The sequence below is a fragment of the Methylobacterium variabile genome (genome assembly GCF_001043975.1).
GTDB classification, from domain to species: domain Bacteria; phylum Pseudomonadota; class Alphaproteobacteria; order Rhizobiales; family Beijerinckiaceae; genus Methylobacterium; species Methylobacterium variabile.
This window is the reverse complement of the sequence record NZ_LABY01000119.1, coordinates 23,261-45,760: the sequence shown is the minus strand read 5'-3', so window position 1 is coordinate 45,760 and position 22,500 is coordinate 23,261. Positions and strand designations below refer to the sequence as shown.

Annotated in this window: 20 protein-coding genes and 1 pseudogene; 4 read left to right on the top strand and 17 right to left on the bottom strand. The window is 72.3% G+C overall.

Annotated features, from left to right (window positions below; all coding sequences use genetic code 11):
* Positions 1-180 (top strand): IS3 family transposase (locus VQ02_RS35735; RefSeq protein WP_157080673.1); only part of this gene is annotated, 180 nt, incomplete at its 5' end.
* Between the two features lie 108 nt (positions 181-288).
* On the opposite strand, the gene VQ02_RS17535 is transcribed toward VQ02_RS35735, so the two are convergent.
* Complete coding sequence (locus VQ02_RS17535; RefSeq protein ID WP_048445490.1) at positions 289-1,899, bottom strand: AMP-binding protein; 1,611 nt, start codon at positions 1,897-1,899, stop codon at positions 289-291.
* A gap of 166 nt (positions 1,900-2,065) precedes the next feature.
* Positions 2,066-3,208, bottom strand: a complete 1,143-nt coding sequence (locus VQ02_RS17530; protein WP_048445489.1) for an acyl-CoA dehydrogenase family protein — start codon at positions 3,206-3,208, stop codon at positions 2,066-2,068.
* 260 nt (positions 3,209-3,468) lie between these two features.
* Between VQ02_RS17530 and VQ02_RS17525 the strand changes: the two genes are divergently transcribed.
* Positions 3,469-4,416 carry an AEC family transporter gene (locus VQ02_RS17525; RefSeq protein WP_048445488.1) on the top strand — a complete coding sequence of 316 codons (948 nt, stop codon included), beginning with the start codon at positions 3,469-3,471 and terminating at the stop codon, positions 4,414-4,416.
* A 158-nt stretch (positions 4,417-4,574) separates the two neighbouring features.
* Here the strand turns inward: VQ02_RS17525 and VQ02_RS17520 are convergent, their stop codons facing one another.
* The 12 genes from VQ02_RS17520 to VQ02_RS17465 all read right to left on the bottom strand — a co-directional run bounded on the left by VQ02_RS17520 (position 4,575) and on the right by VQ02_RS17465 (position 17,602).
* Positions 4,575-5,348, bottom strand: a complete 774-nt coding sequence (locus tag VQ02_RS17520) for an SDR family oxidoreductase (protein ID WP_048445487.1) — start codon at positions 5,346-5,348, stop codon at positions 4,575-4,577.
* A complete protein-coding gene (locus VQ02_RS17515) occupies positions 5,345-6,154 on the bottom strand; it encodes an N-acyl homoserine lactonase family protein (RefSeq protein ID WP_048445486.1) in 810 nt (269 codons plus the stop codon). The genes VQ02_RS17520 and VQ02_RS17515 overlap by 4 nt, the downstream gene beginning before the upstream one ends.
* Positions 6,151-7,143, bottom strand: a complete 993-nt coding sequence (locus VQ02_RS17510; RefSeq protein ID WP_048445485.1) for an Ldh family oxidoreductase — start codon at positions 7,141-7,143, stop codon at positions 6,151-6,153. Before VQ02_RS17510 ends, VQ02_RS17515 begins: the two co-directional genes overlap by 4 nt.
* Positions 7,144-7,225: 82 nt before the next feature.
* Entirely contained in the window at positions 7,226-7,618 is a 393-nt protein-coding gene (locus tag VQ02_RS17505) for a carboxymuconolactone decarboxylase family protein (protein WP_048445484.1), read from the bottom strand.
* A gap of 133 nt (positions 7,619-7,751) precedes the next feature.
* On the bottom strand, positions 7,752-8,987 hold the full coding sequence (locus tag VQ02_RS17500; protein ID WP_048445483.1) for an ABC transporter substrate-binding protein: 1,236 nt from the start codon (positions 8,985-8,987) through the stop codon (positions 7,752-7,754).
* A 45-nt stretch (positions 8,988-9,032) separates the two neighbouring features.
* Positions 9,033-10,262 carry an ABC transporter substrate-binding protein gene (locus VQ02_RS17495; RefSeq protein ID WP_048445482.1) on the bottom strand — a complete coding sequence of 410 codons (1,230 nt, stop codon included), beginning with the start codon at positions 10,260-10,262 and terminating at the stop codon, positions 9,033-9,035.
* Between the two features lie 58 nt (positions 10,263-10,320).
* Positions 10,321-11,028: an ABC transporter ATP-binding protein gene (locus VQ02_RS17490; RefSeq protein ID WP_048445481.1), complete on the bottom strand. Its 708-nt coding sequence runs from the start codon at positions 11,026-11,028 to the stop codon at positions 10,321-10,323.
* Positions 11,015-12,796 (bottom strand): branched-chain amino acid ABC transporter ATP-binding protein/permease, encoded by a 1,782-nt coding sequence (locus VQ02_RS17485; RefSeq protein WP_048445480.1) that lies wholly within the window; start codon positions 12,794-12,796, stop codon positions 11,015-11,017. Before VQ02_RS17485 ends, VQ02_RS17490 begins: the two co-directional genes overlap by 14 nt.
* Positions 12,796-13,752, bottom strand: a complete 957-nt coding sequence (locus VQ02_RS17480) for a branched-chain amino acid ABC transporter permease (RefSeq protein ID WP_083469279.1) — start codon at positions 13,750-13,752, stop codon at positions 12,796-12,798. The genes VQ02_RS17485 and VQ02_RS17480 overlap by 1 nt, the downstream gene beginning before the upstream one ends.
* Positions 13,753-13,865: 113 nt before the next feature.
* Positions 13,866-15,317: an MmgE/PrpD family protein gene (locus VQ02_RS17475; RefSeq protein ID WP_048445479.1), complete on the bottom strand. Its 1,452-nt coding sequence runs from the start codon at positions 15,315-15,317 to the stop codon at positions 13,866-13,868.
* A 100-nt stretch (positions 15,318-15,417) separates the two neighbouring features.
* Positions 15,418-16,314, bottom strand: a complete 897-nt coding sequence (locus VQ02_RS17470; RefSeq protein WP_048445478.1) for an NAD(P)-dependent oxidoreductase — start codon at positions 16,312-16,314, stop codon at positions 15,418-15,420.
* A 361-nt stretch (positions 16,315-16,675) separates the two neighbouring features.
* On the bottom strand, positions 16,676-17,602 hold the full coding sequence (locus VQ02_RS17465; RefSeq protein WP_048445477.1) for a LysR family transcriptional regulator: 927 nt from the start codon (positions 17,600-17,602) through the stop codon (positions 16,676-16,678).
* 159 nt (positions 17,603-17,761) lie between these two features.
* On the opposite strand from VQ02_RS17465, the gene VQ02_RS17460 reads away from it, so the two are divergent.
* Both VQ02_RS17460 and VQ02_RS17455 read left to right on the top strand, forming a co-directional pair.
* Positions 17,762-18,502, top strand: a complete 741-nt coding sequence (locus VQ02_RS17460) for an SDR family oxidoreductase (RefSeq protein WP_048445476.1) — start codon at positions 17,762-17,764, stop codon at positions 18,500-18,502.
* A 35-nt stretch (positions 18,503-18,537) separates the two neighbouring features.
* A complete protein-coding gene (locus VQ02_RS17455; RefSeq protein ID WP_048445475.1) occupies positions 18,538-19,905 on the top strand; it encodes an MmgE/PrpD family protein in 1,368 nt (455 codons plus the stop codon).
* 48 nt (positions 19,906-19,953) lie between these two features.
* On the opposite strand, the gene VQ02_RS17450 is transcribed toward VQ02_RS17455, so the two are convergent.
* From VQ02_RS17450 to VQ02_RS39760, 3 genes and pseudogenes are all read right to left on the bottom strand, one after another.
* On the bottom strand, positions 19,954-21,174 hold the full coding sequence (locus VQ02_RS17450; RefSeq protein WP_048445474.1) for an ABC transporter substrate-binding protein: 1,221 nt from the start codon (positions 21,172-21,174) through the stop codon (positions 19,954-19,956).
* Between the two features lie 77 nt (positions 21,175-21,251).
* Complete coding sequence (locus tag VQ02_RS39765; RefSeq protein WP_280818950.1) at positions 21,252-21,692, bottom strand: NAD(P)-dependent oxidoreductase; 441 nt, start codon at positions 21,690-21,692, stop codon at positions 21,252-21,254.
* Positions 21,678-22,175: pseudogene (locus tag VQ02_RS39760) on the bottom strand (NAD(P)-dependent oxidoreductase); the annotation flags it as partial. The gene VQ02_RS39765 and the pseudogene VQ02_RS39760, both read right to left, overlap by 15 nt.
* Between the last annotated feature and the right edge of the window lie 325 nt (positions 22,176-22,500).

Sequence of the window (22,500 nt, the reverse complement as noted above, 5' to 3'; positions counted from 1 at the left end):
CCGATGGAGAGCTTCTTCCACACCCTCAAGGTCGAACTTGTCCACCAGCGACGATGGGCGACCCGCGATGAGGCCCGGCGCGACCTGTTCGCTTACATCGAGGGCTACTACAATCGACAGCGCCTCCACTCGGCTCTCGGCTACATCACGCCCGAGCAGGCCGAGCGGAACGCAGGCTAACCCCCGTGTCCGCGAAAACGGAGGAGGATCAGGACGGGGAGGCCTGCGGCGCCGACGACGAGAAGCCGTAGGCTCCCGCCCCCGGGCCTCCCCCGATGACCGGCCCCGTCACGCCGCGGCGTCCCTGATCATCTCGCGCAGCCTGAACTTCTGGATCTTCCCGCTCGGCGTGCGCGGCAGCTCGGCCAGCAGCTCGAGGCGCTCGGGCATGTACTGGCGCGCCATCTGCTGCGCGCCCAGATAGGCGGTCATCTCGTCGAGGGAGAAGTCCGCACCTTCGCGCGGCACGACGAAGGCGCAGGCCCGCTCGCCGAGCCGCGCGTCCGGGTAGCCGACGATCGCCACCGCGGCGACCGCGGGGTGCCGGTACAGCAGGCCCTCGACCTCGACCACCGGGATGTTCTCGCCGCCGCGGATGATGATGTCCTTGGCCCGTCCCGCGATGCGGATGTAGCCGGCCTCGTCCATGCGGGCGATGTCGCCGGTGTCGAACCAGCCCTCGGGATCCTGCGGGTCGAGATCGGGCCGCTTGAGGTAGCCGACGAAATTCGAGCAGCCCCGCACCTGGAGAAGGCCTTCCTCGCCCGGAGGCGCGACGGCGCCGGCGGCGTCGAGGATGCGGACCTCCATGCCGGGGAGCGCCAGGCCGTCGGTGCTCGTCGTCACGTCCTCCGGATCCTCGGGCCGCGTCGTCGTGACGGCGCCATTCTCGGACATGCCCCAGGCCGAGACGATCGCGGCCCCGAGCGCCGCCCGCGCCTTCGCGACCAGCGCCCGCGGGATCGGCGCACCGGCCGAGACGAAGGTCCGCAGGCTCGGCGTGCCCTCGCCCGTCCGCACGACGTGGTCGGCGAGGTCGTTCAGGAACGGGGTCGCGCCCATGGTGAAGGTGGCCCCGGTCTCGGCGATCTGGCGCCGCATCTCGGCCGGGACGAACACGTCCTGCAGCACCGCGGTCGCGCCGAGCATCACCGGGAGAACCAGGCCGTACATGAAGCCGAGCTGGTGGGCCATCGGCGAGGGCATGTGGATGACGTCGTCCGCCCCGAGATGCAGCCGCTCGGCGAAGGGCCCGAGATTCGACAGCATGGTGTTCGACGAGTGCATCACTCCCTTCGGCTCGCCGGTGGTGCCGCTCGTGTAGAGCAGCTGGATCACGTCGTCGGGCGCGGGGCTTTGCGTCTCGAACCCGCCGCCCTCCGCGAGGAGCCGGCCGAAATCCTCCTCGCCCTCGCCGCCGATCACCAGCACGTGCGCCAGCGCCGGCAGCTCCGCCCGCAGCGACCGCGCCATGGCGGCGTGGTCGAAGCCGCGGAACAGGCCCGGCACGACCAGCACCTTGGTCTCGGCCAGGCGCAGCATGAAGCGGAGCTCGCGCTCGCGGAAGATGATCATCAGCGGGTTCGACACCGCGCCGAGCTTGAGGCAGGCGAGGTGCAGGACGGTGAACTCCCACCAGTTGGGCAGCTGGAACGACACGACGTCGCCCCGGCCGACGCCCCGCGTCGCGAGGCCGCCCGCGATCCGGTCCGCGCGTGCGTCGAGCTCGCGATAGCTCATGCGGGTCTCGCCGCCCTCGCGGTTCGCCACGACGGCGAGCTTGTCCGGGGTCGTGGCGACCGCGCGGGCGAGGTCGTCGAGCAACGTCCTGTCGCGCCAGGCGCCCGAGGCACGCGCCTGCGCGGCGCGCCGCTGCCACCGATCGGCGTTCGCTCCCATCCCGGTCCCTCCTCCGTTGCGCCCTGGCTCTTGCCGGCCCCGCGACGCGATCAACGCTGAGTGGAACTGCGCCCGGCAGTTCTGACGGTCCTTGCTCCCGCATCGTCGTGACGCCGGACCGGCCGCCCCTTCGGCACCAGCCGTTCAACGGACGACGAAGCGATGCTCAGCGCCGTGCCGCCCTCAGGCGCTCGCGCGCCACAATCAGCTTCATGATCTGCGCGGTGCCGTCCCCGATCTCCAGGCCCATCACGTCGCGCAGGCGCTGCTGGTGCGGCAGGTCGAGGGACCAGCCGTAATGGCCGTGGGTCAGCAGGCACTGGTGGATGACGTCGACGGCGGTCTTCGGCCCGAGCCACTTGCACATCGCGGCTTCCGCCGTGTGGGACAGGCCCGCGTCGCGCAAGGCGAGGGTGTGGTAGCAGAGCTGGCGCACCGCCGCGATCAGGCCCTCGCCCTCGGCGAGGGGGAAGGTCACGCCCTGCTTGTCGGCGAGCGGCTTGCCGAAGGCCTGCCGCTCCTGGACGTAGGCCCAGCTCTCGTCGAGGGAGGCCTGGGCGGCCGCGATGCATTGCAGGCCGATCAGCGCCCGGCTGAAATCGAACCCCTGCATCACCTGGACGAAGCCCGCGCCCTCGTCGGCGATGCGGTTCGCGCACGGGATCCGGACGTCGTCGAAGAAGACGGAGCAGCGCCCGATCGCCTTCGAGCCGAGATCGTTGAAGCGCAGCGTCGAGACGCCCCGGGCCGACATCGGGATTAGGAAGGCGCTGATGCCGCGAGCCCCCTCCTCCGGCCTGCCCGTGCGGGCGAAGGTGACGATGGCGTCGGCCTGGTCGGCCATCGAGATCGAGGACTTCTCGCCCCTGACGACGTAGTGGTCGCCGTCGCGCCGCGCCGACAGGCTCAAGGCAGCGGCGTCCGAACCGCCGCGCGGTTCGGTCAACCCGATCGCCACGACCGCCTCGCCCGAGACGATCCGCCCGACCCACTCCGCCGCGAGGTCGCGCGAGGCGTGCCGGGCGAGGATCGCGCCGTTGAGCGAGCCCAGGATCTGGGCATAGGCCACGTTGAGGTCGGCGTAGCCGATCTCCTCGGCGATGAGCCCGCTCGTGACGCTCGGCTGACCGAGGCCGCCGAGCGCCTCGGGCAATTCGGGCGCGATCAGGCCCAGTGCGCCCATCCCGGCCACGAGCCGGCGCTCGATCGCGCCCTCGGCCTCGCGTGCCTGATAACCCGGCGCGACCTTCTCGCGGGCGAAGCGGCGGGCGACGTCCCGGATCTCGGCCTGCTCATCGGTCAGAACCATGCCAGCCTCTCGATCATCACCCGAGATCCATCGGCGGATGCGGCTCGAGCCCGATCGCAGGCTATCGGCCCAGCCTGAAATGTCAATGCATTGATATAATTCCGTGCGACGCCGGACGCCCGCCATGCCCCGGGGATCAGCCGCCGTCGGTGCCGGGGCCTGTGAACAACGCGCGCATCCGCTCGCCCGCCTCTCGGCCCCCGTGTTACGCCCCGGGGCTCTCCGTCTCCACGGCGCCGGGAGGGCGGGATCCCGTAGGCATGTCGAACCTCGCACAAATCGCCACGACGCTCGTCTCCGTGATCCTGCCCGTGTTCGGCCTGATACTGATCGGCCGCCTGATCATCCGGTTCGGTGTCGTGGACAGGAGTGAGACGAAGGGGCTGACCAGCCTGATATTCTGGATCCTGCTGCCGTCGCTGCTGTTCCTGTCGATCATCGGGAGCAGGACGCCGCCGCGGCTCGATGTGATCGGCGTCTATTTCGCGGTGGCGCTGCCGATGTTCGCCCTGTCGGTCCTGGGCGGGATCGCAGTGATGCGCATGAGCGTCGCCCAGGCGGCGGTGTTCGGGCTGAATGCGGTGTTCGGCAACACCGTTCTCCTCGGCATCCCGATCGTGAGCGCGATCTGGGGTGGCGCGGGCCTCGCCATCCTCCTGTCGATCATCGCGGCGCACTCGCTGCTCCTCCTTCCGGCGGCGACGGTCCTGGTCGAGCTGGACAGGGGCGAGCACCGGCGGCGACTCGTTCACACGGTGCGGGACACGATCGTCGGCAGCCTCAAGAACCCGATCATCTCCTCGATCATGGCCGCCACCGTCTGGAACTGGACCGGGGTGCCGGTGCCGGAGGCGCTGCGGCGGATCCTCGAGCTTCTCGCCCAGGCGGCGCCCGGCCTCGCGCTAATCAGCCTGGGTGCCTCGCTGCCCGCCTTGCGCCGGAGCACGGTCGGCCCGCCCGTCCTGCTCGCGGTGGCGATCAAGCTCGCGGTCATGCCGCTCTGCATGGGGTTGGCCGTGACCCTCGCGGCGATCCCGGCGCCGGCCTCCATCATCATGATCGTGACGGCCGCGATGCCGACGGGGGCGAACGCGTTCCTCCTCGCGCATCGGTCGGGCGCGATGATGGAGGTCTCGGCCGCCACGGTCGTGGTCGCGACGATCATCTCCATGGCCACCCTCACCGCCATCATCTCCGCGGCGACGTGAGCGCGGGTCCTGGCGTGGCTCGTGCGGCGCTGGAGCGTCGAGGTCACCCCTCAGGACGCCCGCGCTCACCCCGGGGGCGGGCCCCGGCGACATTGCGGCGCCGGCGGGCCCGAGCAGCATGCCGCGTCGCGCGGCGCGCCCTCGCACCGGCCATCCCGTCAGGCGATGGACCAGCCGCCGTCGATCGGGATGACGGCTCCGGTGATGTCCCGCGCCGCCGGGCCGCACAGGAAGGCGACGAGGGCGGCGACGTCCTCCGGCTGCACGAAGCGGCCGCTCGGCTGGCGCTCGCTGAGGTAGAGGCGCGTCGCCTCCTCCCCGCTCAGACCGCGCTCGGCCGCCAGCGCGGCGATGCGGGCGAGGATCGCGGGCGTCGGGACCGTGCCCGGGCTGACGGCGTTGCAGGTGATGCCGGTCCCGGCCGTCTCGAGGGCCAGGGTGCGGGTGAGCCCGAGCAGTCCCGCCTTGGTCGAGCTGTAGTCGATCCGGCGGCGCGCGCCGCGCTCGGCGTAGAGCGAGGCGATGTTGACGATCCGCCCGAAATCCCGCGCCCGCATCGCCGGGAGGGCGAGGCGCGCGAGGTGGAACGGCGCCGACAGGTTCACCGCCACCGCCCTGTCCCAGTCGGCGGCGGAGAAGGACGCGGCGTCGGCGAAGTGGCGGACGACCGCGTTGTTCACGAGGACGTCCGGGGTGCCGAAGCCGGCGGCGAGGTCGGCCATCAGCGCCTCGACCGCCCCGGGATCGGCGAGGTCGGCCCGGCGATAGGTCACCGCGACGCCGTGGCGGGCCGCGAGCGCCGCGCGGTCGGGCTCCACCGTCGCGGGGTCGGCGAGCCCGTGCAGGACGATGCCGTGGCCCGCCGCCGCGAGGGCCTCGGCGCAGGCCAGCCCGAGCCCGCCGGTCGAGCCGGTGACGAGCGCGAGCCTCACGCGAGCGACCGCGGGGCGACGTCGAGCCGGACCGCGATCCCCTCGAGGGCCGGCGACACCGCCGGGTAGAGTGCCGTCACCAGCGGGTCGTGGCCGGGCACGACGTGGTCGTCGCCGTCGGCGAGCGCCCGGACCGTGCGGAACCCCTCCAGCATGGCGCCGACGTCGTGGACGGCCGGGAAGGGACGGCCCGTCGCCATGTTGGCGTAGAAGTGGCTCGCGTCCGAGGCGACCACGACCCAGCCCCGCCGGGTCCAGACCCGGACGACCTGGAGGCCGGCCGAGTGGCCGCCGATCCGGTGCAGGCTGAGGCCGGGCACGATCTCGGCGGCGCCGTCGTGGAACACGACGCGGCCCGCATGGACCCGGCGCACGAGGCCGACCACGTCCTCCACGTCGTAAGGGTGGCGCAGGAACGGGTGGCACATGCAGCGCCCGGTCGCGTAGGCGACCTCGCTGTCCTGGCAGTGGAAACGCGCGCGGGGGAAGTCGTCGAGGGAGCCGGCGTGGTCGTAGTGCAGGTGGGTCAGGATCACCTCGTCGACGGCGCCCGGATCGATCCCGAGCGATGCCACGCCCTCGGCCGGGCGGCGCAGCAGCGTCCGGCCGCGCTCGGCCGCCGAGGTCGGGTTGAAGCCGGTGTCGATCACGAAGCAGCGGTCGGCGTTCTTCGCGACCCAGACGAAGTAGTCCAGGTTCTCGCCCGCCTCGTGCGCGTCGGCGCCGATGAAGTTGTCGGAGGACCGGCGGCCGGTGTGGCAGCCGTAGCGGATCGCGTAGAGCTCGAAGGGGTCGGCATGGGTCATGGGGTGCGCTCCGCGAGGGCGACGAGCTGGGCGTGCAGGACGTCCGGGATCTCGATGGAATCGGCGGCGAGGCGCCGGGCCCGGGCCTCGCGCGAGCGGTCGAACGGCATCCGCACCGGCTCGCCCCCCGGCACCGGCCGGGCCGAGCGGATCGCGTCCGCGTAGGCCGAGACGTTGCGGCGAAACGCGTCCTCGGGGCCGAGGAGGCCGGGCTGCATCAGCACGACGACGAAGCCGAACCCGGCGAGGTCCGGCGGGATCGGGGGCGAGCCCGCCATGATGCCGAGGAGCTGGACCACGATGGCGAGGCCGGAGCCGCGGTGCCCGCCCCAGGCGGCGAAGGCCCCCGCGAGCGCCGCCGCGGGGTCGCGGGTCGGCGCCCCGTCCGGTCCGAAGGCCACCCCCTCCGGCAGCGCCTGCCCGAGCCGGCCGGCGAGCGTCACCTCGGCGTGGATGATCGCGGAGGTGCCGATGTCCCAGATCACCGGCTCGCCGGCGCTCGGGAAGCCGAAGCAGACCGGGTTGGTGCCGAACCGCCCCTCGGTGGCGCCGTGGGGGGCGACCCAGGGCGAGGCGTTCGACGCGATGAAGCTCACCAGCCCCTGCGCCGCCGCCATCTCGGCGTAGTACGACAGCATGCCGGTGTACCAGGTGTCGCTCGCCCCCACGAGCGCGATCCCGCTCGCCGCCGCCTTGGCGATCGCGATCTCGGTGGCGCGGCGCGCCACGAGGTAGCCGAGCTGGTCGCCGCCATCGAGCCGGGCGGAGACCGGCGTCTCATGCAGGACGGTGATCGGACGCCGGCGGTCGCCCGTGCGCCGAAGCCGCTCGGCGATCGAGAGCGCCCGGGCGAGGCCGCCATAGGCGACCCCGCGCAGCTCGCAGTCGAGCAGGTGGTCGGCGACCATCGCCGCCTCGGCGTCGCCGTGGCCGAGCGCTCCCAGGACGCGTGCCGCCAGGGCACGCGCCTCATCGACAGACAGACGCATCGTCGTCTCCTCGGCCCCGGCCGCCGGTGCGGCGGGGCGTGGTGCAGGGCGAGACTCGTGAGCGGACCCGGGTAGGGGCCGCTCAGTTGTCCGGCTTGCCGGCCTCGACCTCCTTGAACACCTCCCGGGCGATCCGGAACGAGTCGACCCCGGCCGGGATGCCGCAATAGATCGCGACCTGGAGCAGGATCTCGCGGATCTCCTCCTTGGTGACGCCGTTCTTCAGCGCGCCCTTGAGGTGCATCTTCAGCTCGTGCGGGCGGTTGAGCGCGCTCAGCATCGCCAGGTTCAGCATCGAGCGCGTCTTCTTCGGCAGCCCCTCGCGGCCCCAGACGTAGCCCCAGCAATACTCGGTGGTGAGCTGCTGCATCGGCAGGTTGAAGTCGTCGGCGCTGGCGATCGAGTTCTCGACGAACTCCTTGCCCAGCACGCTCTTGCGGATCTCCAGGCCGCGCTCGTAGATCTCCTGGCTCATGTCCTCGTCCTTCTGCTGGGGTGGATCGTCGCCGGTCCGGGCGTCGTCCGCCGGGATGGCCGCCGCGTCGGCGGCGGGGATGACGCCGTCGGTCGCGAGCGGAACGGCACGGGGCGGCTCCGCTCGGGCCGGATCAGCGCTTCGGCCAGAACGGCTCGGCGACCGCGAGCTGCCTGGGGAAGACCGTGACCGGGATGCCGTTCTGCCACTGCACGACGGTCATCTCGGCATCGACGCGGCGGCCCTTCTGGTCGAACTTGATCAGGCCGCCGGGGAAGTACTTGGAGGGACCGCCGTCCATGGTGCGCAGGGCCTCGGCGACCGCGTCCTTGTCGGCCTTGCCCGCCTTCTCGAGCGCGTCCCGGATCACCCACACGTCGCCGTAGGTCGAGATCGCGTTCTGGGTCATCCAGGGCTCGTTGAAGCGGGCTTTCAGCTCCTTGACCAGCTCCTCGTGGCCCTTCGTCGCCCAGCTGCCGACGCAGGTGAGCACGCCCTGGAGCAGGCTCGGGCTGATCGTCTGGAGGATGTCGGGCTCGGCGATGGCGATGCCGAAGGAGATCGTCGGGATGCGGCCCTGCGACAGGCCGAACTCGTTCATCTTCTCGAGCACGAGCTTGGCGTCGGAGATGACGGTGGGCAGGAAGAACAGCAGGTCGGGCCGGGTCGAGCGGACCTTCTGCACCAGCGGCGTGGCGTCGGAGAGCGGCGGGGTGAAGGTCTCGTCCATCACGAGGTCGAGCCCGACCTCCTTGAGCAGCCCCTCGCGCATCGGCTTGGCCGAGGCGACGGAGGCGCCGGTGTTGTCGGTGATGATCGCGACGGTCTTCGGCCGCTTGCCCGCGGCGGTCTCGGCGAGCCGCATGATCAGCGGCAGCGCCTGGCGGGCCTGCGAGGCGGCGGTGGCGGAGGTCTGGAAGACGTAGTGGAAGCCGCGCTCGGTGATCAGGTCCGAGTAGGACAGGGTGAGGACCGGAAGGCGGGCGCGCTCCGTCACCTCGGTCACCGCGAGGGTGAAGGAGGACAGGTAGGCGCCCGACGCCGCGACGAGGTCGGGCTCCTGGGCGACCATCCGCTGGGCGGCGTTCTTCGCCTTCTCGGTGGTGTCGCCGCAATCGAGCACGACGAGGCGGAGCTTCGCGCCGCCGAGCGCCTTGATCCCGCCGGCCTTGTTGACATGGTCGACCGCCATCTCGGCGCCCATCCGCATCACGCTCCCGGGCCGGGCGTAGAGGCCCGAGAGCGGCACCAGCAGCCCGACCTTCACCTCGGCGGGCGATTGCGCGAAGGCGCGGGGCGCCGCCAGCGCCGCGGCGCCCGCGGCCAGCAGGGTGCGGCGCGTCGGGGCGTGCCGCGTCGTTTCGGTCATCGTCGTGTCCTCCCGTGTGGTGCAGGGCCCTCTGGCGGGGCTGCTTCAGCGCTTGGGCCAGAACGGCGGGGCGAGGGCGAGGTCGTCGGGGAAGACGGCGACCGGCACGCCCTTCTGCCACTGGACGATCACCACCCCGGCGCCGATGCGCCGGCCCTTCTCGTCGAACTGCAGCCGTCCGCCGGGGTAGTACCGGGACGGCCCGAAATCGCCGGTCCGCAGGGCGTCGGCCACGGCGGCGCGGTCGGCCCTGCCGGCCTTCTCCAGGGCGTCCTTGATCAGCCACATGTCGCCGTAGGTCGAGACGATGTTCTGGGTCGCCCACGGCTCGCCGTACTTCGCCTTGACGTCGGCGATGAGCCTCTCCTGGCCCTTCACGCCCCAGTTCGCCACGATGGTCATGATGCCCTGCACGACGTCCGGCGACACGCTCTGGAGCATGTCCGGCTCGGCGATGGTGATCGAGAACGAGATCGTCGGCACCCGGCCCTGGCCGAGGCCGAACTCGTTCATCTTCTCGAGGCCGAGCTTGGCGTCCGCCACCGCGTTCGGCATGAACAGGAAGAGGTCGGGCCGGGTCGAGCGGACCTTCTGGATCAGCGGCGTCGCGTCGGAGAGCGGCGGCGTCCAGACCTCGTCCATGACGAGCTTGAGGTCGAGCTGGGGAAACAGCTTCTCCTTGAGCGCCTTGGCGGTGGCGACGGAGGTCCCGGTGTTGTCCATCGCGATCGCGACGGTCCTCGGCCGCTTGCCGGAGGCGGCCTCGGCGAGCTTCATCAGCTCGGGCAGGCCGAGCGCCGACTGGGCCGCCGCCGTGGCGGCGGTCTGGAAGATGTAGCGGAAGCCGCGGTCGGTCAGGAGGTCCGAGTAGGACAGGGTGAGGAGCGGCAGCGCCGCCCGCTCGGTCACCTCGCTGACCGCGAGGGTGAACGACGACAGGTAGGCGCCGGTGGCGGCGACGAGGTCGGTCTCCTGCGCGACCATGCGCTGGGCGGCGTTCTTCGCCTTCTCGACCGTGTCGCCGCAATCGAGCGCCACGAGTTCGAGCTTCGCGCCGCCGAGCGCCTTGATCCCGCCGGCCGCGTTGACGTCGGCGACGCCGAGCTCGGCCCCCATCCGCATCACCGCGCCCGGCCGGGCGTAGAGGCCCGAGAGCGGCACGATCAGCCCGACCTTCACCGCCGGCGCCTGCGCCCTCGCCACGGTGGAAAGGCCGAGGGCGGCGCTGCCGCCGACGAAGCCCCGCCGCGTGAGTGATGAAATGGTCCCGGTCATCCTCGCTCCTCCCGGTCGGCCCGCCTCTCCGGGCGGAGTGCCGTCCTGCGAACCCTGGTCACATGCCGAGATACGCCTGGCGCACCCGGTCGTCGGCGCGCAGGGTCGCGTTGGTGCCGTCGAGGACGACGCGGCCGGCCTCGAGCACGTAGCCGTGGTCGGCGGATTCGAGCGCCTCGGCGACGCGCTGCTCGACGAGCAGGATCGTCATCCGGGTCTGGGCCCGGATCTCGATCAGCTTGTCGAAGATGAAGTCGGCGATCGCCGGCGCGAGGCCCATCGAGGGCTCGTCGAGCATCAGGAGCTTGGGGGCCGAGGCGAGGCCGCGCCCGATCGCCACCATCTGCTGCTCGCCGCCCGACAGCGTGCCGGCATACTGGCCGCGACGCTCGGCCAGCACCGGCATCAGCCCGAAGATCAGGTCGAGGCTGCGCTTCCAGGCCCGGCGGCCGGCCTCGGTGTAGGCGCCCATCTCCAGGTTCTCCATCACGGAGAGCGAGGGGAAGACCTGGCGCCCCTCCGGCACGTGGGCGATGCCGAGATGCGCGCGCCGGGCCGCCGGGATCGTGCGCAGGTCCTGGCCCTCGAACCGGATCGTGCCGGCCGACGGCGTCAGGATGCCCGAGATGGTCTTGAACAGGGTCGACTTGCCGGCGCCGTTCGGCCCGACGATGGCGACGAACTGCCCGGCCTCGACCCGGGCCGAGACGCCCTTCAGGACGGAGACCGCGGTGTAGCCCGCCGAGACGTTCTCAAGCGTGAGCATGCGCCACCCATTTCTTGCCGAGATAGGCCTCGATCACCTGCGGATCGCGGGTCACCCGCTCCGGCTCGCCGTCCATCAGCACCGCGCCGTGGTCGAGGACCAGGAAGTGGTCGACGAGGCGGACCATCGCCTGCATCGTGTGCTCGATGATCACGATGGTGATGCCGGTCTCGGCGAGGCGCCGGATCACCGCCACCACCTCGTCGGCCTCGCCGTGCCCGAGCCCGGCCAGGGTCTCGTCGAGGAGGAGCAGCCGCGGCTGGCCGGCGAGCGCCCGCGCGAGCTCCATCAGGCGCAGCTCCTTGGTGGTGAGCTGCCCGGCGATGCGGTCGGCGGCGCCCCGCAGCCCGACGCGGTCGACCGCCTCGTCGGCGAGGCGGCGCGCCTCCTCCTCGCTCGCCGCGCGCAGGTAGGCGCCGACCCGGACGTTGTCGCGCACCGACATCCGCAGGAACGGCCGCATGACCTGGAAGGTGCGGCCGATCCCGGCCCGGGCCAGCTGGTGCGGCCGCTCCCCGACCCGGTCGCGCCCGTCGACGATCACCTGCCCGGCATCGGGGCGCAGGAAACCGTTGAGGAGGTTGAACAGCGTCGTCTTGCCGGCCCCGTTCGGGCCGATGATCCCGAGGATCATGCCCTCGTGGACGTCGAACGAGACGTTCTGCACCGCCTTGAGGCCGCCGAACGACTTCGACAGGCCGCGCACCGAGAGCAGCACCGCGCCGGTGCGGCGGCGCTCGCGCGCCGGAAGCGGCGGCGCGGCGAAGGAAACGACGCTCGCCTCGACGGCCGCCGGGCGGTTGTCGGTCACTGGCGACCCGGCCCGGCGCTGGCGCAGGCGGTCGCGCACCCGCCAGTACACGCCCTCCGGCGCCAGCAGGATCACCGCCATGATGGCGAGGCCGAAGATCACGCCCTGGATGCCGGGGATGCGGGCGCCGAGCTCGGCGTGGAGGATCTCGGAGACCGGGATCAGGACCGCCGCGCCGATCAGCGGGCCCCACACGGTGCCGACGCCGCCGAACATCGATACTGTGAGCGCCTGGGCCGAGACCAGCATGCCGAACACCGAGGGCGGCGTGACGACGAGCAGGACGACGGCGTAGAACGCGCCCACCGCCCCGGCGATCGCCCCCGACAGCGCGATGGCGCGCAGCTTCCAGGACAGGGTGTCGATGCCGGCGGCTTCCGCCGCCGCCTCGTTCTGCTTGATCGCCAGCAGCGCCATGCCGAAGCGCGTGCCCTCGATGGCGCGGGTGATCACCACCACCGCCACCAGCATCGCGAGCGCCACCAGCGTGTAGAGCCGGGGATCGGAGAACTGCATGTAGGCGAAGGGGGACTCGCGCTTGATCGGGAGCGTCACCTCCTGGAAGCCGAGCCACTCGAACACGTAGAGCATCGCCAACGGGTAGGCGAGCATCGCCAGCGCGAAGTAGTGCCCGCGCAGGCGGAAGGTCGGGATGCCGACCACGAGGCCCGCCAGGCAGCCGATGACGGCGCCCGCCGGGATCAGCAGCCAGGGGCTGAGGTCGAGGTAGATCTGGCCCAAAGCCGTCGTGTAGGCGCCGAGGCCGAAGAAGGCGGCGTGCCCGAACGAGACGAGGCCGGTATAGCCGGAGAGCAGGTTCCAGGACAGGCCGAAGATCGCCCAGACCAGCACCAGCGTCAGCGTGAGCTGGTAGTAGGAGTTGGTCACGATCGCGGCGAGGCCGGCGTAGAGCGCCGCGGCAACGAGGACCGGCACGAGGGAGCGCAGCGTCGGCATCAGGTCCGCTCCACCATGCGGCCGAAGAATCCTTGCGGCCGGAAGAACACGATCAGGAGGAAGACGGCGAAGATCGCGGCGTTCTGGAGCTGGGTCGGCAGGACCAGGGTCGAGAGCTGCTGCACGAGCCCGATCGTCATGCCGCCCCAGAAGGCGCCGGTGATCGAGCCGAGGCCGCCCAGCACGACGCCGGCATACATCACGATGACGTAGTCGATGCCGATATAGGGGTGGAACGGGTAGTTGGTGGCCAGCAGCCCGCCGGCGATTGCGGTGATCGCCGAGCCGAGGCCGAAGGCGATCCGGTGCGAGCGGTCGATGTCGATGCCCATGTAGGTCGCGGCCTCGGGGTTGTCGGCCGAGGCCCGCAGCGCCTTGCCGAGGCGCGAGCGCGTGATGACCGCCGAGAGCACGACCATCGCCGCCACCGAGATCAGCGCCGCGATCCCGCGCGCCTTGTTGACGAAGACCGCGACGTCCTCGCCCCAGAGCGGCCCGATCTCCCAGGCCGAGGACGAGAGCGGGGTGCGGATCGAGGCCAGGACCGAGCCGAACACGATCAGCCCGCCGTTCTGGAGCACGAGGGCGACGCCGAGAGTCAGGATGAGCTGGGCGAAGTGGCCCTCGCCCTCGAGCTTGGCGGTCCGTGCGCCGGTCACCCGCGCGATCAGGAAGCGGTGGATCAGGTAGCCGAACCCGAACATCAGCGGCCCGCTCAGCAGGATCGCCACGTAGGGCCCGAACACGCTGCCGAAGACGGCCTGCACCCCGAAGCTGAGAAAAAGATAGTAGGCGGCGTACATGCCGAGCATCATCACGTCGCCCTGGGCGAAGTTGATGACCCGCATGACCCCGAAGATCAGCCCGAGGCCGACGCACATCAGGCCGTAGATCGCGCCGGCCAGCAGGCCGGCTGCGAGGGCCTGGAGCATGTTCTCGACGACCTGCGCCATCATCGAAGCCCTCCCGCGCGCGCCGCGCGGGCGTGGTGCACACCCGTCATCCGTCCCTCCCGTCAGGCCCGGCGGATCTCGCGTCCGCTCGGGGAACTCGTTGCGCGCCGCTCTGCTCAGCCCCGCGACGGCTCGCGCCGGGCGGCGAGCCGCGGCCGCGCGGCGTCGGCGGCGCACAGGGCGGCGATCCGGCTGGCGGACCCTGCCGTCTCCAGCCCGTCCACCGCCGCCTCGATCGCGTCGGCGCGGCCGGCGGGCAGGACGGCGTCGGCCGCCTGCCGGAAGCGGGCCCGGATCTCGCCCTCGGTGGCCGGGACCACGTCCGCGAGGCGGCGGCTGATCCGCGCGCCGGAGCTCAGGGCGACCTCGACCTCCGCGCCCTGCCGGGCCGGGAAGTCCGCGGTGAAGCCCGGGTCGCGCACGAGCCGCACCAGGGGCAGGATCCGCGTCACCGCCGGGTCGTCGAGCCGGGCGTAGGCCGCCTCGTCGATCCGGCCGCGGGCCAGCGCCGCCGCGACGCCGTAGGGAATGCTCATCTTGGCCTGGAGCGCGCGGACGAACGGGCCGGCGGCGTCGCAGCCCGGGTAGCGGATCGCCGCTTCCGGCAGGTGCACGGTCACCGCCTCGATCGTCTCGGCCGGGCCGACCTCGCGCGCGACCGCGACGGCCGCCTGGCAGGCGGTCTGGGCGAAATTGCAGGCCGGGACGGACTTGTTGTAGACGGCGAGGATCTCCGCCTCGCCGTCGGGAAACAGCCGGATCTCCGCCGGCGGCGCCCGGCGCCCGAAGGCGGCGAACAGGCCCGCCTCGCCGTCGAGGATCGCCTCCGCACCGAAGGCGCCGGCCCGGGCGAGGTCGAGGGCCGCGATCGCCCCGCGCGCCGCGACGCCCGGATGGAAGTACATCTCGCTGCCGCCTTCGCCGGGCCACTGGTTGAGGCCGCAGGCGGCGTTGGCCGCGAGCGCCAGGGCCGAGACGGCCTCGTCCTCGGTGAACCCGAGGAGCACGCTGCCGGCCACCGCCCCGCCCAGGGGACCGAGGAGGCCGGTCGGCCGAAACAGGCGGGCGAGGTCCGCGGTGAACAGCGCCCGGCCGATCCGCCCACCCGCCTCGTAGCCGAGGGCGGCAGCCAGAAGGAGGCGCTCCCCCGTCGCCGGCTCGCGCTCGGCGAAGACCGGCTCGCGCTCGGCCAGCGCCAGCAGCAGCGGCCAGATCACCACGCCGTGGTGGCCGATGCTCGCCGCGTGCATGTCCTCGCGCACCAGCCCGTGCCCGGCGGTGGCGTTGGCGAAGGCCGCCTCCCCGGCGGGCGCCGTCCGCGCCGAGCCGAGGATCGTCGCGCCGCCCTCGAGCGGCGTCGCGATCGCCGCCGCCTGCCGGCTCGTCGGCAGGTCGCGGGCCTCGAAGGCGCAGGACAGGAAGTCGAGCAGGCAGATCTTCAGCCGGTCGACCGCGGCGCCCGGGAGGTCGGCGAACCGCACGGCCCGAGCCTGCCGCACCAGCGCCCGAGCCAGCCGCACCGGAGGCTCCGCCACTTGCGGCTCCGTCACCGCGTCAGAGGATGGCATCCGTCCCTCCCCTCGGCCTCGCATCGCCGGGATGGCCGCCGCGCCGGCGGCAACGATGGTGCGGCTCCGCGCGGCCCGGCGGGATCGCCGGGCGCCGCGCTCAGCCCCGGATCTCGACGCCGGCCCACTCCTCCGAGAGCCTGGCGATGGAGGTGAAGTCGGAATCGGGGCCGTACTTCGCCTGGGTGAGCGCCAGAATCTGGCGCACCACGGCGCCCATGATCATCGGGACGCCCATCGCCTCCGCCTCGTCCAGGCACAGGCGGACGTCCTTGTAGGAGAGGGCGGTGGCGAAGCCGAAATCGAAGCTGCCTGGCAGGACCGAGCGCGGGAACTTGTCCTGGGTCGCGCTGTTGCGGCCGGAGCTGACGTTGATGATGTCGAGCAGGACCTTCGGGTCGAGCCCGGCCTTCACCCCCATCGCCATGCCCTCCGACGAGATGACGAGGGCCGCGGCCGCCAGGAGGTTGTTGACGAGCTTGGCGGTCTGGGCAAGGCCGGGCTTGTCGCCGGTGTAGAACACCTTGCCGAACGTCTTGAGGATCGGCTCCACGGTGGCGTCGAACACCTCGCGCGGGCAGGACACCATCAGCGCCAGGGTGCCGCCCTTGGCGCCGGCGATGCCGCCGCTCACCGGGGCGTCGACCCAGGTCACCGCCCGCTCGTCGAGGCCCCGGGCGACGAGGCCGGCGATGCCCGGGCCGGTGGTCGAGAGGTCGATCAGCGTGCGCACCCGGTTGCCGTGCGCGATGCCGTTCTCGCCGAGGGCCGCCGCCTTGACGATGTCGGGCGTCGGCAGGCTCATCAGCACGATCTCGGCCGTCGAGGCGACCTCGCCCGGCGAGGCGGCGATCCGGACGCCCCGGGCGGCGAGGGCCGCCGTCGCGGCCGGCTGCGTGTCGTAGACGCAGAGCTGGTAGCCGGCATCGAGCAGCCGCTGCGCCATCGGGCCGCCCATGCGGCCGACCCCGACGAATCCCAGTACTTCGCCTGCCATCGCGCGTCCTCCGCGGCCCGGGAGTTCTTCGCCCCGGATCCGACATTGAAGAAGAGCCTAGCGAGGGCCGGAGCGCGGCGGCATCGCCGTTCTTGGAATAACAGCTTTGTCGCGCGCGACGGCATTCAGGCGAGAAGGTGGTCCCGAGGCCCGCTTGATTGCCGCTCTCGAGTATCCGGCGCGGCTACCCGCATCCTTTGTCGCGGACGATTGGAATGTAATGGGATGAAATCCGGGTTTCCGCACGTGGCGGACCGCGGAGCGGCGCCACACCGCGACGTCTCACTGATCCGGACGCGTCGCGCCGGGTCCCGGATCCCCCGCCGGCCCGCCGCTCCGTTGCAGTCGTCGAGTGCCGGAGTCAGACCGGCTCCGACAGCCAGAGGCCGCCGCGCACCAGCTCGTGCACCTGCCGCCGCACCATCCCGGCGAGCGCCCGGGTCGCGACCGTCGTCGGCCGCTGGCTCGTCGTCGCGAGGATCAGCTCGCGGGTGAGGACCGGGTCGGTCACCGACCACGTCCGCATCCGGCCCGCCCGGATGAGGTGGCGCGCCGGCCCGTAGGAGAGCAGGGTGTAGCCGATGCCCTGCTCGACGAGGCTCAGGGTCGAGGGCATCGCGTCGACCTCGAGGATGACCGAGGGAACGATGCCCGCCTCGCCGAGGCCCGAATCGATCAGGAGCCGCAGGCCGTGCGGCCGGCCCGGCAGGATCAGCGGGATCTCCGCGAGGCGGCAGGCCTGGACGGGCCGGTCGCCGAGGCTGAGGGGATCGTCCGCGGGACCGAGCAGGCTGATCTCCTCCCGCAGCAGCGGCTCCGCCCGGAGGTTGCTGGTGCGCGGCGCGTTGTAGAGCACCGCCACGTCGATCTTGCCGGTGAGCAGCCATTCCAGGATGTGGCCGCTGAAGCCCTCCACGATCCGCATCGCGACCTCGGGGAACTCGGCCCGGAAGCAGCGCACCAGCGGCACGGTCAGGACCGCGCCGACCGAGGGCGGCATGCCGATCGAGATCGTGCCGCGCGGGCTGGAGCGCAGGGCCATCACCTCGCTCGTCGCCCGCTGCACCGTGTCGAGCACCCCGCCCGCGTAGCCGTGCAGGAGCTTGCCGGCCTCGGTCAGGACGATGCCCCGCCCGTTCCTGTAGACGAGCTCGATGCCGAGCTCCTCTTCGAGCGCCTTGATCTGGCGGCTCAGCACCGGTTGGGCCACCGACAGCACCGCGCCGGCGCGCGAGAAGGATCCGAACTCGGCCAGCGTCGCGAAGGCCTTGAGCTGCTTGAAGTCCATTCCGCCCTGCGCTGCGGGATCATGCGTCCCGGTTCTGTTGTTTTCGGAATAACTGGTAGCACACGCGGTCAGGCGGACACAGCCCGACGTCTCTGCCAGTCTCGACGCGACGCCGGACGGCCCACGGAAGGCCGCCGCGCGGCGCGGAGGAGGCGAGAGATGACCGAGGGAAGCGCCGGCACCGTCCTGCTGACGGGGGCCGCCGGGGGCCTGGGCCGCGCGATGGCGCGCGCGCTGCTGGGATCGGGGCGCCGGGTCGTCCTGGTCGACCGGGACGAGGCCGCCCTGGCGGCCTTCGCCTCCGAGCTCGGGGACGGCGCGTGCGCGGTGACGCTCGACGTCTCGGACGACGCGGCGGTCGACCGGCTGCCCGACCTCGTCCCCGCTTCGTTCCGGCCGGTCACGGTGCTGATCAACAATGCCGGCCACGACATCGGCGGCCGCGTCCGGTTCGATCTCGGCGCGGCGGACGACTGGGCGGCGATCATCCGCACCAACCTGCTCGGCACCATGCGGGTCACCCGGGCGCTCTTGCCCGCCATGGTCGCGCGCGACGCCGGCCACGTCGTCAACGTGTCGTCGATCAACGCCGTGCGCATCGTGCCGGACATGACGGCCTACTCGACCAGCAAGGCCGGGGTCCGGATGTTCACGCAGACGCTGCGGGCCGAGCTGGCGGAGACCGCGATCCGCGTCACCGAGATCCTGCCGGGCCTGACCCGCACGGGGATCATCAGGACCCGCTACCGCGGCGACGAGGCCAAGACGCGCGCGTATTTCGACCAGTTCCGGATGGCCCTGGAGCCCGAGGACGTCGCCCGCAGCGTCGTCTTCGCCCTCGACCAGCCGCCGCACGTGCAGATCGCCGAGATGATGATCCTGCCGGTCAACCGGTCCTGAGGCCGGCGCCGGGGCGATCCGAGGGAGGACGGACGATGACGCGAGGAACCTCGGATCCGCCTTGGCCGGCAGTCGCCGGCGCCGCGGAGCGGCTCGGGGCCTTCGCGGCCGCGTCGCGCTGGGCCGATGCTCCGGAATCCGTGCGCCGCACCGCCCTGCGCTCGCTCCTGAACGGGCTCGCCACGACCCTCGCCTCGGCCCGGGACCCGGCGGTCTCGGCGGCGGCGGCCGCGCTCGGACGCTTCGGCGGGGCGGCGCAGGCGAGCGTCATCGGCCGGGGGGAGCGCCTCGACGCCGGGGCGGCCGCCTTCGTGAACGCGGTGGCGATGAACCTCCTCGATTTCGACGACACCCACCTGCCGACGGTGATCCACGTGACGGCGCCGGTCCTGGCGCCGGCCCTCGCGGTCGGCGAGTGGCGCGGGGCCGAGGGCGACGCGGTGCTGGGCGCCTTCTCGGCCGGGGCGGAGGTCGCCCTGCGCGTCGGGCTCGCGGTCACCCCGGGCCACTACGCGCGCGGCTGGCACATCACCTCGACGGCCGGCTGCCTCGGGGCGGCGGTCGCCGCCGGCAAGCTGCTCGGGCTCGACGCGTCCGGCCTCGCGGCGGCCATCGGCCTCGCCTCGAGCCTCGCCTCGGGTCACGTCGAGAACCTGCCCAGTGCGGGCAAGAACGCGAGCGTCGGCAATGCCGCCCGCAGCGGCATCCTGGCGGCCCTGCTCGCCGAGGCCGGGCAGCAGGCCGCCCCCCTGGCGATCGAGGGGCCGCTCGGCTGGGCGCGGGCCTGCGGCGACGCGCCGGATCTCGGCGCCATCGGCGCGGGCCTCGGCGAGCGCTGGGAGTTCGCCCGCAACACGTTCAAGCCCTACCCGGCCGGCATCGTGATGCACGCGGTGATCGATGCCGGGCTGGAGCTGCGGGCCCGTCACGGCCTCGCCCCCGCGGCGATCCGCGATGTCGTCGTCCACGGCGACGCGCTGCTCCTCGCTCGCGGCGACCGGATCGTGCGGAGCGCCCGCGACGCCAGGGTCAGCCTGCAGCACTGCGCCGCCGTGGCGCTGGCACGGGGGCGGGCCGGGCCGGAGGAGTTCGAGGAGGCGGCCTTCGACCCGTCCGTCGCGGCCCTGCGCGACCGGGTCCGGGCCCGCGAGGACGACGCCCTCCCCCTCGGCGCGGCCCGCGTGACCGTGACGGACCGCGACGGGCGGGCGTTCACCGCCACGGTCATGCACGCGCGCGGGAGCCTCGCGCGGCCGCTCTCGGACGCAGAGATCGAGGACAAGCTGCGGGAGGCAGCGCGGGCGGGCGGGACGCGGTGCGACCCCGACCGGGTGATCGGCGCGGCCTGGCGCGTCGAGGAGCCCGGAGGGCTCGCCCGCCTGCTCGCGGCCGCGTCCGGCTGATCCGGGCGCCGGACGGCGCCCCGCGACCTCCGGGACGAGAGGCGCAGCCTACGTCTTGACGAGCGGGCAACCGCCCTGGGCGAGAGGCTTGGCCGCATCCACGCCGGAGATCTCCGTGACGACCTTGCAGTAGTCCCACCGGCTCCTGCTCTCCTCGGGCGTCTTCACCTGCAGCAGGAAGGCCGGCACCAGGGCGCGGCCGTCCTGGCGCACGACCGTGGTCCCGAACGCGTCGTCGTCGGCCGGCATCTCCTTCATGCGCGCGACGGTCCTCGCGCCGCTCGCCTTCGCGCTCGCGACGCCCAGGGACGCGACGGCCTTGAGGTAGTGCAGCGCGCCCGCGTAGCAGCCCGCGTGAACCATGCCCGGATAGGCACCCTGCATGCGCGGCAGCACGCGCTGGGTGAAGGCGCGGCTGCGATCGTTCCCGTCCCAGTAGAAGCTGTTGGTGTGCAGCAGCCCTTGCGTCAGGGCTAAGCCCAGCGCGTGGATGTCGTTGAGGAACGTCACCGGCGCGGCGATGCGCATGTGGCCGCGCAGGCCGAACTCGCCGGCCTGCTTGAGGCAGTTCACCATGTCGGTGCCGCCGAGCGCGAGCCCGAGCACGTCCGCGCCGCTGCCCTGCGCCGCGAGCAGGAAGGACGAGTAGTCCGTCGCGCCGATCGGATACTTGGAGTTCCCCACGACCGTGCCGCCGGCCTCCTGCACGAAGCGGGCGGTCTCGCCCTGGATCGCCGTGCCGAACGCGTTGTCCGTCGTGATGAAGTACCATTTCCGCCCGCCGGCCTTGACGGTCTCGGTGCCGAGCGCCTTCGCCAGCATGTAGGCGTCGTAGGTCCAGTTGATCGTGTTGGGCGTGCACTGCGATCCCGTGAAGTCCATCGACGTGACCGCGGTGCCGATGCAGACCTTGTTGCGCTCCGCCGTCACGAAGGCGAGGGCGAGGGCGACGGAGGAGTTCGGCAGGCCGATCACCATGTCGACGCCCTCGGCGTCGTACCAGCGCCGGGCGATGGCGGACCCCACGTCCGGCTTGTTCTGGTGGTCGGCGAAGACGACCTCGACGGAGAAGCCGTGGCGCTCTGGCGCGAAATCCGCGACGGCCTGCTGAACGCAGGCGACGCCGCCGGGCCCGAGCAGGTCGGTGTAGATGCCGGAGAAGTCCGACAGCACACCGATCTTGATCCGCGGACCCTGCGCGCGGGCGCCGCCCGGCATGGCCGCGAGTGCGGTCGCCCCGCCCAGGAGCGCTCGCCGCGAGATGGGCATGGCCTTCCTCCCTGATCGACCGTGCGGCGTCGAGGCCGCCGGCGTCGTTGGCATGGTCACGGGCTGTCGGCGTTCGGTCAGGTGCGCAGGCGCGGCTTCTCGATCCCGGCGAGGTCGCAGAGCGCATCCACCATCGCGGAAAAATCCTTGCTCCCGAATCCGCGCGCCCGGGCGGTCGAGAACGCCTCGCGGGCGGCGGCCAGGACCGGCATCGGCACCTGCGCGGCGTGGGCCGCCTCGCTGACGAGGCTCAGGTCCTTGTGCGCGAGGTCGATCGTGAAGCCCGGCTCGACGTCGCCGGCCAGGACCTTGGCGGGCCAGGCGATCTTCAGCTGCCCGTTGACCGCCGTGGTGCCGTACAGGACGTCGAGGGTGCGCCCGAGGTCGAGGCCGAGGCGCTGCGACAGGGCCAGGGCCTCGGCGTTGAGCTGGCAGGACGTCACCGCGAGGTAGTTGTTGACGAGCTTCGTCCGCGTGCCGGACCCGACCGGGCCGCAATGGAAGATCGTCGAGCCCATGCCGTCGAGGAGCGGCTTGACCCGCGCGAAATCGGCATCCGCGGCGCCGACCATGAACAGCGACTCGCCGCGGTCGGCGTGGCTCGCCAGGCGCCCGACCGGCGCGTCCACGAAGGCGATCCCGCGCGACCGGGCCTGCGCCGCGAGGTCGTCCGTGGTCTCCGGCGAGACCGTGCTCATGTCCATGACGAGCGCGCCGGGCCCGGCGTGGGCCAGGATGCCGTCGGGCCCGCCAACCACCTCGCGCACCACCGCGGAGTTCGGCAGCATCGTGATGATGATTGCGGATTGCGCCGCGACCTCGGCCGCGCTGGCGGCGGAGCGCGCCTGCAGGCTCTCGAGTTCCTGCATCGCGGCCGGGTTCACGTCGTTCACGACGAGCCGGAAGCCCTTGCGGCAGAGGTTGGATGCCATGGGCCGGCCCATGCGGCCGAGCCCGACGAACCCCACCATGTCCATGCGTCCCTCCCTGAATGTCTTGCTGGCCGTCTTGCTTTGTTGCTTGCCGTTCTGGTCTTGCCTTCCTCACGTGCCAGCGGTTCGCCGAGTTCGTCGCGGCGCTCGACGAGCTCGGACGAGATCCTGAACAGCGGATCGGCGCGCAGCTGCGTCGTGGTGCGCGCCGACACGGGAGCGACGCGGCGCCGCGACCTGCTCGCGGGACGCGCAGGCGTACTCGCCGACGACGTCGGTGGTATCGGACGGGGTGACGTTCGGCAGGACGTCGACGCTCCCGACCCACTCTCCCGCGATCAGGTTCCTGTGGACGTTCATGATCTCGTCCCCGCAGCTGACCGTCGGGCTCCCC